General features: G+C 72.8%; 17 protein-coding genes. 6 read left to right on the forward strand and 11 right to left on the reverse strand.

The window, feature by feature from the left end; translation table 11 throughout:
- Positions 1 to 87: 87 nt before the first annotated feature.
- From DAE25_RS11275 to DAE25_RS11300, 6 genes are read right to left on the reverse strand one after another with little or no spacing between them, the layout of a single operon-like run.
- Positions 88 to 1326 carry an arginine deiminase gene (locus tag DAE25_RS11275; RefSeq protein WP_107766276.1) on the reverse strand — a complete coding sequence of 413 codons (1239 nt, stop codon included), beginning with the start codon at positions 1324 to 1326 and terminating at the stop codon, positions 88 to 90.
- Between the two features lie 42 nt (positions 1327 to 1368).
- Positions 1369 to 2505 carry a GNAT family N-acetyltransferase gene (locus DAE25_RS11280; protein WP_159083685.1) on the reverse strand — a complete coding sequence of 379 codons (1137 nt, stop codon included), beginning with the start codon at positions 2503 to 2505 and terminating at the stop codon, positions 1369 to 1371.
- The gene (locus DAE25_RS11285; RefSeq protein ID WP_107766278.1) at positions 2484 to 3086 is read right to left on the reverse strand and encodes a TMEM165/GDT1 family protein; all 603 of its coding nucleotides are present in this window, start codon (positions 3084 to 3086) and stop codon (positions 2484 to 2486) included. The genes DAE25_RS11280 and DAE25_RS11285 overlap by 22 nt, the downstream gene beginning before the upstream one ends.
- Before the next feature lie 23 nt (positions 3087 to 3109).
- Positions 3110 to 4282, reverse strand: a complete 1173-nt coding sequence (gene larC / locus DAE25_RS11290; protein ID WP_107766279.1) for a nickel pincer cofactor biosynthesis protein LarC — start codon at positions 4280 to 4282, stop codon at positions 3110 to 3112.
- On the reverse strand, positions 4279 to 4995 hold the full coding sequence (gene larB / locus DAE25_RS11295; protein WP_107766280.1) for a nickel pincer cofactor biosynthesis protein LarB: 717 nt from the start codon (positions 4993 to 4995) through the stop codon (positions 4279 to 4281). Before larB ends, larC begins: the two co-directional genes overlap by 4 nt.
- A gap of 23 nt (positions 4996 to 5018) precedes the next feature.
- Complete coding sequence (locus tag DAE25_RS11300; RefSeq protein ID WP_234410981.1) at positions 5019 to 5891, reverse strand: prephenate dehydratase; 873 nt, start codon at positions 5889 to 5891, stop codon at positions 5019 to 5021.
- Positions 5892 to 5961: 70 nt separating this feature from the next.
- Between DAE25_RS11300 and DAE25_RS11305 the strand changes: the two genes are divergently transcribed.
- Positions 5962 to 6360, forward strand: coding sequence for a DUF4446 family protein (locus DAE25_RS11305; RefSeq protein WP_234410982.1), 399 nt, complete (start codon positions 5962 to 5964; stop codon positions 6358 to 6360).
- A gap of 91 nt (positions 6361 to 6451) precedes the next feature.
- On the opposite strand, the gene DAE25_RS11310 is transcribed toward DAE25_RS11305, so the two are convergent.
- The gene (locus tag DAE25_RS11310) at positions 6452 to 8029 is read right to left on the reverse strand and encodes a YegS/Rv2252/BmrU family lipid kinase (protein ID WP_234410983.1); all 1578 of its coding nucleotides are present in this window, start codon (positions 8027 to 8029) and stop codon (positions 6452 to 6454) included.
- Between the two features lie 40 nt (positions 8030 to 8069).
- Between DAE25_RS11310 and serS the strand changes: the two genes are divergently transcribed.
- The 5 genes from serS to DAE25_RS11335 are packed head-to-tail and all read left to right on the forward strand — an operon-like array spanning position 8070 to position 11854.
- A complete protein-coding gene (gene serS / locus DAE25_RS11315) occupies positions 8070 to 9335 on the forward strand; it encodes a serine--tRNA ligase (RefSeq protein ID WP_107766283.1) in 1266 nt (421 codons plus the stop codon).
- A complete protein-coding gene (locus DAE25_RS11320; RefSeq protein WP_107766284.1) occupies positions 9332 to 10165 on the forward strand; it encodes an HAD family hydrolase in 834 nt (277 codons plus the stop codon). Before serS ends, DAE25_RS11320 begins: the two co-directional genes overlap by 4 nt.
- 20 nt (positions 10166 to 10185) lie before the next feature.
- Entirely contained in the window at positions 10186 to 11019 is an 834-nt protein-coding gene (locus DAE25_RS11325; RefSeq protein WP_234410984.1) for an HAD family hydrolase, read from the forward strand.
- Between the two features lie 5 nt (positions 11020 to 11024).
- A complete protein-coding gene (locus DAE25_RS11330) occupies positions 11025 to 11621 on the forward strand; it encodes a hypothetical protein (RefSeq protein WP_107766286.1) in 597 nt (198 codons plus the stop codon).
- A complete protein-coding gene (locus DAE25_RS11335; protein WP_107766287.1) occupies positions 11618 to 11854 on the forward strand; it encodes a hypothetical protein in 237 nt (78 codons plus the stop codon). The genes DAE25_RS11330 and DAE25_RS11335 overlap by 4 nt, the downstream gene beginning before the upstream one ends.
- 7 nt (positions 11855 to 11861) lie before the next feature.
- Here the strand turns inward: DAE25_RS11335 and DAE25_RS11340 are convergent, their stop codons facing one another.
- The 4 genes from DAE25_RS11340 to mobA all read right to left on the reverse strand — a co-directional run bounded on the left by DAE25_RS11340 (position 11862) and on the right by mobA (position 14841).
- Positions 11862 to 12506 (reverse strand): bacterial proteasome activator family protein, encoded by a 645-nt coding sequence (locus DAE25_RS11340; protein WP_107766288.1) that lies wholly within the window; start codon positions 12504 to 12506, stop codon positions 11862 to 11864.
- 353 nt (positions 12507 to 12859) lie between these two features.
- Entirely contained in the window at positions 12860 to 13828 is a 969-nt protein-coding gene (locus DAE25_RS11345; RefSeq protein ID WP_107766289.1) for an NAD(P)H-quinone oxidoreductase, read from the reverse strand.
- A 52-nt stretch (positions 13829 to 13880) separates the two neighbouring features.
- Positions 13881 to 14207: a DUF6457 domain-containing protein gene (locus tag DAE25_RS11350; protein ID WP_107766290.1), complete on the reverse strand. Its 327-nt coding sequence runs from the start codon at positions 14205 to 14207 to the stop codon at positions 13881 to 13883.
- Between the two features lie 55 nt (positions 14208 to 14262).
- Positions 14263 to 14841: a molybdenum cofactor guanylyltransferase gene (mobA, locus tag DAE25_RS11355; RefSeq protein WP_107766374.1), complete on the reverse strand. Its 579-nt coding sequence runs from the start codon at positions 14839 to 14841 to the stop codon at positions 14263 to 14265.
- Positions 14842 to 14877 lie beyond the last annotated feature (36 nt).

Here is a 14877-nt window from a genome sequence, read left to right on the forward strand (position 1 = left end):
GGGTGGTGCCTTTCTTCCGTGCGCACGTGCGGGGTCACTGCGCTCAACGAGCGAGCGGCCCCGACGTGATGTGTGACGTGCGGCGCCCTACAGCGCGTCCTCGTCCACGGGCAGCGGGTCACGGGAGATCGGGCACGACATGCAGCGCGGGCCGCCGCGGCCCGAGCCCAGCTCCGAGCCGGCGATGCGGACGACCTCGATGCCGGCGTCCTCGAGCCGGTCGTTGGTCTCGTCGTTGCGCTCGTAGGCCACGGCCACCCGCGGCGCCAGCGCCAGGGTGTTGTTGCCGTCGTCCCACTGCTCCCGCTCCGCGGTGACCGGGTCCAGGCCGGTGTCGATCTGGTGCAGCGTGTCGATCTGCATCGCCTTGGCGGCGGCCACGAGGAACGGCTCCGGCTCGGCGACGTCGAGGACGAGGTCCCGCTCGGCCGAGCCCCAGTCGCCGACCGTGACCGTGATCGCGGTGAGGGTGTGCGCGACGTTGGGGTACATCACGACCTTGTCGACGTCGACCATCGTGCAGACGGTGTCGAGGTGCATGGTGGCGCGCTCCTGCGCGATCGGCACCGCGAGCACGGTGTGCGCGAGGTCGGCGTCGAAGACCTGGCGGGCGAGGCGCTCGACGCCGGCGGGCGTCGTACGCTCCCCGACCCCGACCGCGATGACGCCGGGCGCGAGCAGCAGGACGTCGCCGCCCTCGACGTGCTCGTTGTGCCAGCCGTGGATCTTGCGGGTCTGGCCGGCGAAGCGCGGGTGCTCGGTGTAGATCAGCTCGGTCAGCTGGGTCTCGCGCTTGCGCGCCGGCATGGCCAGGCTGGTGATCGCCACCCGGTCCCGGATCCACACGCTGGAGTCGCGGGTGAAGAGCAGGTTGGGGAGCGGGTCGACGAGGAAGTCGTAGGGGCTGAGCAGGCTGGTGACCAGGCCGTGCCCGCCGCGGACCTCGTCGTTGCGGATGCCGGCCGTCAGCACCTGCGTCAGCTCCTCGGGCGAGTAGTCCTTGAGCGCGGACGCGAGGTAGCGCCGGAGCGTGTCGCCGAGGTGGAGCCCGCTCAGCGCCGAGGTGATGGCGTGGTTGCGGGCGTCCTCGCTCGCGAGGGTCTCGGTGATGAGCTCGGTCAGGTAGAGCACCTCGACACCGCGCTGGCGCAGCGTGTCCGCGAAGGCGTCGTGCTCGTCCTGGGCCCGGCTCACCCACGGGATCCCGTCGAAGAGGAGCTTGTCGTTGTTGCGCGGGGTCAGGCGCTTGAGCTCGTTGCCGGGACGGTGGAGCATGACGGTCTTGAGCGTGCCGACCTCGCTGTCGGCGCCGTGGGTTGCAGGCATGGGCTGACTCTAGTGGCCCCACGCGGGTGCGCCAGCCCCCGATCAGGTCGTACGCCGCGCCCACTCGTCGGCGAGGATCGCCCAGCGCTGGGAGTCGGTCCACTCGCCCTTGGACCAGTAGTCACCCCGGGCGTCGAGCTCGAGCCGCATCCCGAGGCGGCGGGCGAGGGCCCGGGAGCGCTCGTTGCGGCTGTCGAGGTCGGCGAAGAGCCGGTGGACGCCGTAGTGGCCGAAGGCCAGGTCCGCCATCGCGGTGGCCGCCTCGGTGGCGATGCCCCGCCCGGCCACGTCCGGGTTGATGACCCAGCCGATCTCGGCCATGTCGTGGCCCTCGCCCTTGAGGAAGATCACCAGGTCGCCCACGACGCGCCCCTCGAGCTCGACCACGAGGTTGCAGGCGTGGTGGTTGCGCGGCTCGGCCAGTCGCCGGCGCAGCATGTCGTCGATCTCGGGCCGGCTGAACGCGTCGTGCAGCAGGTGCTCGGTGACGTCCTCGCGGCCGTAGTAGGCGTACAGGTCGTCGGCGTCGTCCGGCGTCGCACGCCGCAGCACCAGCCGCTCGGTGCGGATCGGCAGCTCGGGCAGCGCCGGGACGAGGTGGGCACGGCGGGCCTGCTGGACCCGCTGCCAGGAGCTGGTCGCCCCGCCGAAGCGCAGCGCGTCGTACGTCGTCTGCGGCAGCAGGAGGTCCTCGAGCCGGTCGACGGCCTCGCCGAGCATGCCGCGGCCGACGTGGTCGCCCGGCGTCGCGGCCAGGCGCTCGACCGCGGCGTCGAGCCGGGCGCTCCAGCGGTCCTTGTCCCGGATGGTCAGCGGCGACACGCGCTTGAGGCACACGTACCGGCCCGAGAGGTACGCCGCCCACTCCCGCTCGGCGTCGTCGCGGCGGTCGGCCGGCCAGTAGGCGACGAACCAGTCGTGCAGCCGGTCGGCGCCGCCGGCCCACCCGACGGGGTCGAGGTGGTCGCGGGGGACCATCGGGGTGCCGTCGGCGAGGCGGTATGACGGCAGCGGCACCAGACCGGCGGCCATCAGGTCCAGCTGCTCGTCGGTGGCCGGCACGAAGCCGGCCCGCACGTAGGTGTCGTCCACCTCGGTCATCGGGTGCTCCCCGTTGACCTGGAGGTACCGGTCGAGGACCACCTGCCGGGCGGGCGTCAGGCCCGTGTCATCTCCCACACCGTCAAACATGCCATGAGCAGGCAGACCCCCGCACCCAGGTAGTGGAGCAGGCTGAGCCGGACGCGGGTGAGCAGCACCCGGCCCACGATGACCGCGAGCCCGCTGACCGCCAGCAGCGCGCCCCAGGCGCCGATGAAGACGCTGACCGGGTCGTCGTACTTGGCGACGAGCGAGAGCGTGAGCAGCTGGGACAGGTCGCCCCACTCGGCGGCGAAGAGCACGAGGAAGCTGGTGAGGATGACCTTGTAGCCCTGGGCCTCCCCGGCCTTGGCGGCGAAGTTCTCCTCCTCGTCCTGCTCGGCGGCGTCGTGCGAGCGCGCCTCGCGCAGCAGGATGACGGCGCCGATGGTGAACATCAGCGCGGCCGCCACGTGCACGACGGTCTCGGGCAGGAAGCTCACGGCCTTGCCGAGGGCGACCGCGATGAGGGTCTGGACGAAGAACGCGAGGCCGACGCCGATCCAGACGAAGAGCGGCCGGAACTTCGTCGAGAGGACGAGGGTGGCGATGAACGTCTTGTCGGGGAGCTCCACCACGAAGATGGCGGCGAAGGCGAGCGCGACGACGACGGGGTCCACCCGATCAGCCTAGGGAGCGGGTCTCAGGCCAGCAGGGCCCGGGTGGCCGCGATGGCCTCGGCGAGCACGTCGTTGGCCGGGCGCCCCAGGGTGGTGGCGGCGCGGGCGACGTCCTCCCACTCGGGCTGCGCGTTGACCACCTCGCCGCCGTGGCGGGCCAGCTTGACCGCGATCCGCTGCCCCGCGACCTCGACGGCGACCATCTCGCGGTCGAGGGTGTGCTTGTCGAGGCGGGACTCGCGGACCCCGATCGTGGAGGTGTGCCGCCACAGCGCCTCGCGGACCGCCTCCGCGGTGGTCGACGACGTGAGCACCGACAGCGTGTGGGCCGGACGACCCTTCTTCATCAGGATCGGGGTCAGCCAGGCGTCGCTGGCCCCGGCGGCGAAGAGGGCGGTGATGACCGATGGCCACACCCGGGGGTCGAGGTCGTCGATGTTGGACTCGATGAGCAGCGGGGAGCCGTCGACGGCCGCGGACGGTCCGGTGAGGATCCGCAGCACGTTGGCGTGCGTGTCCGGGTCGCGTCCGCCCGCGCCGATCCCGATCGCGTCGACGACCATCGCGGGCTGGGGACCCCACGCGTCGGCGAGCGTGGTCAGCAGGGCGGCACCGGTCGGCGTACAGGACTCGGCGCTGCCGGGACCGGCAAGCGACGGTACGCCGCGCAGCAGCTCGGCGACCGCGGGCGGCGGGACGGGCATGGTGCCGTGGGCCCCGCGGACCGACCCCGACCCCACCGCGACCGGCGAGACCGTGACCGGTCCACCGACGTGGGTGGCGAGCCAGGCGAAGCCAGCGCAGACCCCGACGACATCGGCGATCGCGTCCAGGGCCCCCACCTCGTGGAAGGCGACGTCGAGCGGGTCGGCGCCGTGCACCCGGGCCTCGGCGACCGCCAGCCGCTCGAAGGCGCGGGTGGCGCGGTCGCGGACCTCCTCGTCGAGCTCGGCCTGCTGGAGCAGGGCCCTGATGTCGCGCCAGCTGCGGTGGTGCTCCGAGTCTGCGATCTCGACGTGGCAGCGGGTGGCGGCGAAGCCGTTGCGGGTGACGGCCTCGGGGGCGAGCGCGACCGGCTCGGGCGCGACCGCGTCGACGGCCCGACCGAGCACGTCGAGGGGGACGCCGGCGCCGAGGAGGGCGCCGAGCAGCATGTCGCCGCTGGCGCCGGCGGACGCGTCGACCCAGACGGTCATCCGTCGGTCCCGTCCTGCGGGCCCGCGGGTGCACCCACGCGACGGGCGATGCGGGCGGCGGCGACGCCGGCGCCGTACCCGTTGTCGATGTTGACCACGGTCACGCCCGGAGCGCAGGAGTTGAGCATCCCGAGGAGGGCGGCCAGGCCGCCGAACGAGGCGCCGTAGCCGATGCTGGTGGGGACCGCGATGAGCGGCGTGCCGGTCAGGCCGCCGACGACCGACGGCAGTGCGCCCTCCATCCCGGCGACGACGACGAGGCAGTCCACCTCGTCGAGCCGGTCCCGGACCGACATCAGCCGGTGCAGCCCGGCCACGCCGACGTCGCGGATCTCGACCGGCTGGGAGCCATGGCAGGCGACCGTGAGGGCGACCTCGGCGGCGACGGGGGCATCGGAGGTGCCGGCGCTCACGACGCCGACCGTGCCGCGGGCCGAGGGCAGGGGTCCGAGGGTCGCCGCCCGGGCGGTCTCGTGGACGGTGGCGCCCGCGGTGCGGGCGGCGTCCATGGCCTCGGGCGACAGGCGGGTGGCGAGCACGGCCCGGTCGGGGTGGCTGGCGTGCAGGGTGGTGAGGATCGCGGCCACCTGCTCGGGGGTCTTGCCGGCGCCGTAGACGACCTCGGGGTCGCCGGTGCGGGCCGCGCGCTCGAGGTCCACGCGGGCGAAGCCGAGGTCGGCCGTCTTGTCGTCGGGGCCCGGTGTCTGCGTCACGGCCGCAACGCTAGGCCATGTGCCTACTCGGCCCGGAAGGCGTCGGCGGGGTAGACGCCGAGCACCTTGACCTCGGTGGTGAAGAACGTCAGCTCCTCGAGAGCGTTGCGCACCGGCGGGTCGTCGGGGTGCCCGTCGACCTCGGCCAGGAACTGGGTGGCGGTGAAGTGCCCGCCGACCATGTAGCTCTCCAGCTTGGTCATGTTGACGCCGTTGGTGGCGAAGCCACCCAGCGCCTTGTAGAGCGCGGCCGGCAGGTTGCGGACGTTGAAGATGAACGTCGTGACGATCGGCCCGTTGCCGCGCGGTGCCTCGTCGTAGTCGCGGGACAGCACGATGAAGCGCGTCGTGTTGTGGTCCTCGTCCTCGATCTCGTCCCGCAGGACCTCGAGGCCGTAGATCTCGGCGGCCAGCGGCGGCGCGATCGCGGCCTGCGTCGGGTCGGCGGCCTCGGCCACCTCGCGGGCCGCGCCCGCCGTGTCGCCGGAGACGATCGGGGTCAGCCCGAGCTCGCGGATCACGCCGCGGCACTGGCCCAGGGCGTGCACGTGGCTGTGCACGGTCCGCAACCCGGTCACGTCGGCTCCCGGCGTCGCCATCAGCGAGAACTGGATGCGCAGGAACCGCTCGCCCACGATGTGCAGGCTGCTGGTCGGCAGGAAGTGGTGGATGTCGGCCACCCGCCCGGCGATCGAGTTGTCGATCGGGATCATCGCCAGGTCGGCGTCCCCGCCCTCCACGGCCGCGAACGCGTCCTCGAAGGAGGCGCAGGGGACGGCATCCCAGTCCGGGTAGGCCTGCTGGCAGACCAGGTGGGAGTTGGCCCCCGGCTCGCCCTGGTAGGCGATGCGCCGGGCGCCCGGGCTCGGAGGCACTGGGGAGGCGCTGGACGTCACGGCTCGGAGTCTGGCACGCGCGACCGTGTCGCGACCGGCTCGTCTCAGCGACCGCCATAGGGTCGGCCCCGTGTGGATCCTCGCCTCCGTCGCCCTCGTGCTCGCCCTCCTCGCCTTCGTCCTCGCCGTCGTCGCGCTGCGTCGTACGTCGGCCGCGGGCGCCCGACCGCAGGCCGACGCCCTGCCCGAGGACGTCCACGGGCTGCGGCAGGAGGTCGCGGCGCTCAAGGTGGAGGCCGGCGACGCGCTGCGACACCTCTCGGTGGTCCGGTACGACGCGTTCGGCGACGTCGGTGGGCACCTCAGCTGGAGCCTGGCCCTGCTCGACGACGCCGGCCACGGGGTCGTGCTGACCTCGATCCACGGGCGCAGCGAGGCGCGCACCTACGCCAAGAACATCACCGGCTGGACCTGCGAGCAGCAGCTGTCGCCGGAGGAGGACGAGGCCATCTCGCACGCCCGCGGGTGACATTCCTGGGGTAGTCCGTGACGAACGGACCCCGGGATCGCACGGACAGGGGTCCGTTCGTCACGGACCACCCCAGATGGGTCGCGGAACCTCAGCGCGGGACGCGCACCAGCAGCCGCCCGTGGACGCACGACATCCGCAGCTCGCGGCCGGCGCCGATGGAGTCCCCGTCGAGCTGGCGCGGGATGTCGGACGAGGCCCGGAGGACGACCCGCTGGCCGGTCATCCGGTTGATCAGCTCGTCGGTCTTGGTCGCCCGGGACAGCACGCGCACGGCGAGCGGGATCCAGGACACGAACCGCTGCGGGTGCAGGATCACCACGTCGAGCAGGCCGTCGTCGATCGACGCGTCCGGCAGCAGGGGCATGCCCGCCTGGAGGTGGCCGACGTTGCCGACCACCACGGTGCGGGCGCGGTGGACGGTGGGCTCCTCGTCGTCGATCTGGATCTCGACCTTCACGGCCGGGAACATCAGGGACCGCAATCCGGAGACCACGTAGGCGAGCCACCCGACCCGGGCCTTGATGTCGTCGTTGACGCCCTCCATCAGGGCGGCGTCGAAGCCCATCCCGGCCATCACCATGAAGTGGGTGTCCTCGATCCCGTCACCGCTGACGTCCACCAGGTCGATGGCCCGGTCCTGGCCGTTGAGGGCGACGTCGATCGCGGAGCGGATGTAGAGGGGGATGTCGAGGTTGCGGGCCAGCAGGTTGCCGGTGCCGGCCGGGACGATGCCGACCGGGATGCCGGTGCCGGCCAGCTCGGCGCACACCTCGCGGACGGTGCCGTCGCCACCGCAGACCAGCACCAGGTCGGTGCCGTCCACCGCGGCCTTCTCGGCCATGCCGGTGCCCGGGTCCTCGATGGTCGTGTAGTGCCAGGTCGGCTCCGACCAGCCCGACTCGGCGGCCATCGCGTCCACCATCGCGCGGAACGCCCCGGGGTCCTCGACCTTGATCGGGTTGAGGACCACCGCGAGCCGGCGCTCGCTGACGAAGACCTCGGGCAGCGGCTCCTCCTTGACGGCGTGGCCGCGCGGCAGCGGGTTGTACACCCCGATGAAGAAGAGGGTCACCGCGATGCCGAGCAACGAGCCGCCGATCACGTCCGTGGGGTAGTGCCGCCCGAGCATCACCCGGTCGGCCCAGGTGACGAGGACGAGCAGCACGCACCCGGCGTACGCCCAGCGCCGCAGGCCCGAGCGGCGCACCAGCATCAGGGCGAGCACGGCGAGGATCGCGGCGAACGCGGTCACCGACGAGGCGTGGCCCGACGGGAACGACTTGGTCTCCAGGAAGTCCGCCGACGCCTGCCACTCCGGGCGGGAGCGGGCGAGGTTGAGCTTGACCACCGTGGTGATCAGCGACGTCGTGACCATCACGAGCACGGTGAACACTGCGGCCCGGCGGTGCTTGCTGTAGAGCAGGGCGCCGGCGAGCAGCACGGTCAGGACGGTCATGCCGATGGTGCTGAAGGCGTGCTCGACGAGGCCGAGGAAGGTCAGCAGGTGCTCGTGGTCGTCGGCCCAGTCCTCCGCCTCGCGGCCCCAGGTGTCGAGGGCGTCGAGGGGGGAGCGGTCCTGCTGGGCCACCATCCACGCGAGGACGGCGAAGGCGGCGAAGAAGCCGGCTGACCAGAGCAGGGGCACGTGGCGGGGACGGTCGAGCACGGACGCCAGTATGCAGGGGACCAGCCGATAGCCTTGCACCGTGATTGATCCCCGACTGCTCCGAGACGACCCCGACCGCGTGCGTGCCGCCCAGGCCAAGCGCGGACTCTCCGCCGACGTGGTCGACCGGGCCCTGTCCGCCGACGAGGCCCGTCGCAGCGCGATCACGGCGTACGAGCAGAAGCGCGCCGAGCAGAAGGCGATGGGCAAGCAGGTCGCCCAGGCGCAGGGGGATGACAAGCAGGCGCTGCTCGCCCGGGTCAAGGACGTCGCGACCGCCGTCAAGGAGCTCGAGGCCGCCCAGACGGCGGCCGAGCAGGAGTGGGACGAGGCCCTGCGCTCGATCCCCAACGTCGCGGCAGACGAGGCCCCGGCCGGGGGCGAGGACAACTTCGCCACCCTCGAGCACGTCGGCACGCCGCGCGAGTTCGACTTCGAGCCCCGTGACCACATCGAGCTCGGCAGGATCCTCGGCGCCATCGACCTCGAGCGCGGTGCCAAGGTGTCCGGCTCGCGCTTCTACTTCCTCACCGGCATCGGCGCGCGCCTTGAGCTCGCGCTTGTCAGCATGGCGATGGACCAGGCCCGCGAGGCCGGCTTCACCCAGGTGATCGCCCCGTCGCTGGTCAAGCCGCGCGCCATGGAGGGCACCGGCTTCCTCGGCCAGGCCGCCGACGACGTCTACCGCATCGAGGGCGAGGACATGTACCTCGTGGGCACCAGCGAGGTCGCCATGGCGGCGTACCACTCCGACGAGATCCTCGACGGCGCGTCGCTTCCGCTGCGGTACGCCGCGTTCAGCCCGTGCTTCCGCAAGGAGGCCGGCTCGCACGGCAAGGACACCAAGGGGATCATCCGCGTCCACTGGTTCGACAAGGTCGAGATGTTCGTCTACACGACGCTCGAGGAGTCGTACGCCGAGCACGACCGGCTGCTCGCGTGGGAGAAGGAGTTCCTCGACAAGCTGGGGCTCGCCTACCGCGTGATCGACGTCGCCGCCGGGGACCTGGGGCTCTCGGCGATCCGCAAGTTCGACTGCGAAGTGTGGATCCCCACCCAGGGCAAGTTCCGCGAGCTGACCTCGACGTCCAACTGCACCGACTTCCAGACCCGCCGGCTCGACACCCGCCAGCGCGTCGACGGCGACATCAAGCCGGTCGCCACCCTCAACGGCACGCTCACCGCCATCACCCGCACCATCGTCGCGATCCTCGAGACCCACCAGAACGCCGACGGGTCGGTCACGGTGCCCGAGGCGCTGCGGCCCTACCTCGGCGGCCTCGAGGTCATGGAGCCGATCGGGTGACGCAGTGGCAGCCGCAGCTGGTCGCCCTCGACATCGACGGCACGCTGCTCGCCTGGGTCGAGGGGTCCGGGCAGACCTACGAGCAGATCGCGCCCGCGGTGTACGACGCGGTCCAGCGCGCCCGGGCGGCCGGCGCCCACATCGTGCTGGCCAGCGGCCGCTCGCCGCACGGCATGACCCGGGTCGCCGACCTCCTCGACATCCACGAGGGTGACCAGGACCCGTTGTGGATCGTGGCGTCCAACGGGGCCGTGGTCTTCCGCTACCCGCCCGTGGACGTCGTCCACGAGGAGACCTTCGACGCCGCCCCGGCGGTCGCTGCCGTGCTGGAGCTCCACCCCGACGCGCTGGTCGCGGTCGAGGAGCGCGGTGTCGGCTACCGGGTCAACCGGCACTTCCCCGAGGGCGAGCTCTCCGGCGAGATGATCCTCACCGACCTCGACGACATCGTCGGGCACCCGGTCAGCCGTGTGATCATCCGCGACCCCAACGCCAGCGCCGACGACTTCGTCAGGCTGGCCGACACCCTGGGGCTGCACTCCATCGGCTACGTCGTCGGCTGGACGGCCTGGCTCGACCTCTCCCCGCAGGGCGTCCACAAGGCTTCCGGGCTCCAGCACGTCGCCGACGAGCTCGGCGTCCACGCGCGCGACGTGCTCGCCATCGGCGACGGCCGCAACGACATCGAGATGCTCCGCTGGGCCGGCCGCGGCGTCGCCATGGGCCAGTCCGTCGAGGAGGTCCGCGACGTCGCCGACCATGTCACCGACACCGTGTACGAGGACGGGGCCGCGGTGGAGATCGGCCGCTGGTTCCCTTCCGGTGGTTGAGGTGCGAGCGGAGGTCCTCGGTGGTTGAGGTGCGAGCGGAGCGAGCCTCGAAACCCCGCCTGGTCGCCACCGACCTCGACGGCACCCTGCTTCACACCGACGGCACCGTCACGGCGCGCACCCGCGCCGTCCTGACCGCCCTCGACGACCTCGGCGTCCCCGTCGTGTTCACCACCGGTCGCCCCATCCGCTGGATGGAGGCGCTGTGGGAGGAGGTCGGGGGCCACGGGCTCGCGATCTGCAGCAACGGCGGCATCGTGTACGACGTCGCGCAGCGCGCCGTCCGCACGGCCCGCACCATCCCGGCGGACGTCCTCCTCGACGTCGGGGCCGCGATCCGGAGCGCGATCCCGGGGTCGACCTTCGCCCTCGAGAAGACCACCGGCTTCGCCCGCGAGCACGACTTCATGCCGCGGCTCAAGGTCAACGCGGCGCCCGACGTGCCGTCCGGGACCCTGGAGGAGATCGCCGACGACACGGTGGTCAAGCTGCTGGCCCGCCACGAGGAGATCGGCCCCGAGGACTACTGGCGGCGCGTCGAGGAGGTCGTCGGCCAGCGGGTCGTCCCGACCTGGTCGTCGGTCGGCACCCTGGTCGAGATCAGCGCAGCGGGGGTCACCAAGGCCTCCACGCTGGCGAGCCTGGCGGCCGAGCTCGGGGCCGGGCCCCAGGACGTGATCGCCTTCGGGGACATGCCCAACGACCTGCCCCTGCTCGAGTGGGCCGGGACGTCGTACGCCATGGCCAACGCGCACCCCTCCGTCATCGAGCTGGCCGACCACACGGCCCCCCACCACGACGACGACGGCGTCGCCACCGTGCTCGATCGGGTGTTCGGCCTCTCGGTAGGGTGACGCGCATGTCCATCCGCCTCCCGTCCGCGCTGCCCCGGGTGCTGCGCGCCCTGCTGGCCTGCGTGTTCGTGGTCGGCGGCCTCGTGCTCTCCGTGCAGGCGTCGGCCGCCGCGTGCACCTGCCAGCCCGCCGACGCCGAGCGACAGACCTCCCGGGCGGACGCCGTCTTCATCGGCACCGTCGACGGGGTCACCCGGGGTGACCAGCAGCTCGAGATGGCCGTCACGGCGACCCGCGCCTACAAGGGCACGGTGGAGCGCAGCACGACCGTCACGACGGCCACCCAGACGACCGCGTGCGGCATCGGCGAGCCCGAGGTCGGCACCGACCTCCTCTTCATCGTGCGCGGCGACGCCCCGCCGTACGTCGCCAACAGCTGCGACGGGACCGGCCGCCTCGACGCGGACCGGGTCGCCCAGATCGAGGGCATCCTCGGCACCGGGCAGGCCGTGCAGCCGCCTCCGCCGCCGACCGCGACCCGCACCCTGGTCGAGGACTCCCCGCCCGCGTCGCTCGCGCGGCTCGCCGCCCCGGGTGGCGCGCTGGTCCTCGTCGGACTGCTCGGGCTCGTCGTCGTCGGGCGGCTGGGTCGCCGGGCGTGACACCCCTCTCCCGGGCACTGGCCGGGGCGCTGCTGGTGGTCTCCCTGCTGGGCGGCTCGCTGGCCCTCACGGCCGGCCCCGCCGCGGCGTCCGACAGCGTCGGGCTGACCTATGACCAGTGGCGGACGGGTCGCCTGGTCCTCGGCGTGCTCGGCCTGGCCTTCCTGGGGTTCTTCGTGTTCCGCGCGCTGCGCGCCCGGTGGTCGCAACGGCGCACGACCGACGACAGGTAGCCGTCCCTCAGAGGTACATCCCGCCGGACTCGCCCGGCGCCTGCGGCTCACCTGTCGGCATGGTCGGCATGCCCTGCGGCTGCGACGGGCCGTGGCCCTCGGCGTGCATGCCGGGCGGGAGGGCCTTGCGCATCTGCTCGAGCTGGCTGCGGGCCGCCATCTGCTGGGCGTAGATCGCGGTCTGGATGCCGTGGAAGAGCCCCTCGAGCCAGCCCACCAGCTGCGCCTGCGCGATCCGCAGCTCGCCCTCCGAGGGGGTGCCCTCCTCGGTGAAGGGGAGCGTCAGGCGATCCAGCTCCTCGACCAGCTCGGGGGCCAACCCGGCCTCGAGCTCCTTGATGGAGGCCTGGTGGATCTCCTTGAGGCGGTTGCGGCTGGCCTCGTCGAGGGGCGCGGCCTTCACCTCCTCGAGGAGCTGTCGGATCATCGAGCCGATCCGCATCACCTTGGCCGGCTGCTCGACCAGCTCGGTGATGTGTCGCGCGCCCTCGCCGGCTTCGTCCTCGGCGTCGCGGTGCTCGTCGAGCGTGGGCAGAGCACTGACCGGGATCGTCCCGACCGGGCGCCCGTCGGGTCCGACGACCACGACCTGCTCCTCGTCGCTGTGGTCGGCGACCGTGCCGTCCGGGCCGGGCTGCTGCTGCTCACTCATGCGAGCCACCCTAGCCGCGGGGCGATGGGCCTCCCCGCGGAGTGGGTTGCGCGGGTGCGCAGCTCTGGGGAGGCATCGCGCCGCGTTCCCTGCGCACCTGCGCAGCTCTGGGGAGGCGTCCGATCGTGTTCCCTGCGCGGCTGCGCAGGAATCGCGCCCCGCCGGACGGCTCTCCCTGCGCACCTGCGCAGGGAAGGCCCCGGGCCCGGCCGTCAGAGCTGCGCACCTGCACAGGGAAGGCCCTGGGCCCGGCCGTCAGAGCTGCGCGCCCGCGCAGGCAAGGACCCGCTCGCGGTGGCCAGAGCTGCGCACCTGCGCAGGCAAGGCCCCGGGCACGGGGGTCGCGACAGGCCTCAGAGCGTCAGGACGATCTTCCCGATGTGGTCGCTGGACTCCATCAGCGCGTGCGCGGCGGCGACGTCCTCGAGCGGCATCGTCGTGTGCACGATCGGCCGCACGGTGCCGTCGGCGACGAGCGGCCACACGTTCTCCACCACCGACGCGCAGATGGCGGCCTTGTCGTCGGCCGGGCGGGAGCGCAGCGAGGTGGCGATCACGGCGCCGCGCTTGCGCAGCAGGGCGTTGATGTCGAGCTCCCCCTTTGACCCGCCCTGCATCCCGATGATGACGAGCCGGCCCTCGGTGGCGAGCGCGTCGACGTTGCGGCCGAGGTACTTCGCGCCCATGTTGTCCAGGATGACGTCCGCACCCCCGTCGGCCTTCACCACCTCGACGAAGTCCTCCTCGCTGTAGTTGATCGTCACGTCGGCCCCCAGCTCCGCGCAGGCCGCGAGCTTCTCGGCGCTGCCGGCGGTGGCGAAGACCTTGGCGGAGAGCGCGGTCGCGAGCTGGATGGCCATGGTGCCGATGCCGCCCGAGCCGCCGTGCACCAGGAACCGCTCACCGGGCTGGAGACCAGCGACCATGAAGACGTTGGACCACACAGTGCACGCGACCTCGGGGAGTGCGGCGGCCTCGACGAGGGAGACCCCCGCGGGCACCGGCATCAGCTGCCCGGCCGGCACCACGACGTACGACGCGTAGCCACCACCGGCGAGCAGCGCGCAGACCTGGTCGCCGACCGCCCACCCCTCGACGTCGTCGCCGAGCGCGGAGATCGTGCCGCTGCACTCGAGGCCGATGACGTCCGAGGCGCCCGGGGGCGGCGGGTAGAAGCCCTGCCGCTGCAGGGTGTCGGCCCGGTTGACCGCCGTGGCGGCCACCGCCACCAGCACCTCGCCGGGCCCCGGCGTCGGGTCGGGCACCTCGCCCACGGACAGGACCTCGGGACCTCCGGTACCGGAGGCGATCACGGCTCGCATGGGACCACCATGCCAGCCCGTCGAGGCCGGCCCGTCGAGCGGGGAGCCCGGGCTACTCCTCCTCGAAGTCCTCGCCGGTGTGGTCGACGGCGGAGTCGTCGGGGACCTCGTCGTCGATGTCGTCGGGGTCCGGCGCCCCGGCCGGCCGCTCCCAGCGCTCGGCCAGGCCCTGGGCGAGCGCCGCCAGCCGCTCCGTCTCCTCGGGGTCGGCGTCCCGGGAGCCCACCGCCACGCCGAGGAGGTAGGCCGTGATGGGCGCCGACGTCTTCTGCACGTTCTTGGCCGCTGCGCGTGCCAGGTCGAGGATCAGGCCCTCGTCGACCTCGGTCTCGACGTCGAGCACGTCGCACAGCTCATCGATCCAGTCGTGGAGGTTCACACACTCAATCTCCACCCGCAGGGATCGGGCGTGCAAGTGCCTCTCCGGAGGCGGCCTAGTCCTGCAGGTCGCGCCAGTCCGCCCAAGTGTCCACGTCGCGCGCCTCGGTGCCGTCGGCCGGCACGGACGCGAGGTCCAGGTCCGCGAGCAGCGCCCGCAGCGACATCCCGTGCTGGCGCTCCGGGTCGGGGCGCACGGCGGCCAGGCGGGAGGCCGACACCACCCCGGCCAGCTGTCGGCGTCCGTCGGCGTCCATGAGGAAGGCGCCGTCGTGACCGGCGGCCGCCTCCCGCAGGCGACGCATCGTGGACGTCGTCACGTGCGGCATGTCGACGGCCAGCACGCCGACGACGGCCGGGGCGCGGAGCAGCGCGTCGACACCGGTGAGGAGGCCGGCCACGGGCCCGCCCTTCGGCGGGTCCTCCCGGGTGAAGGTCACCGGACGCGTGGTCGGCACTGACGGGGGACCGACCACGACGACCTCGTCGGCGTCGAGGAAGGCGTCGATGGTCCACTCCAGCAGGGTGCGCCCCCCGAGCTCGAGCCCGGCCTTGTCGATGCCGTCCATGCGCGCCGCCGTACCGCCCGCGAGCACGATCCCGCAGAAGCCCGCCGCCGTCCCGTCCGGTCCCATGGCGACAGTCTCCCAGCGGCGTCCCACGCCCCGGCC

The sequence above is a fragment of the Nocardioides terrigena genome (assembly GCF_003047265.1).
GTDB lineage: Bacteria > Actinomycetota > Actinomycetes > Propionibacteriales > Nocardioidaceae > Nocardioides > Nocardioides terrigena.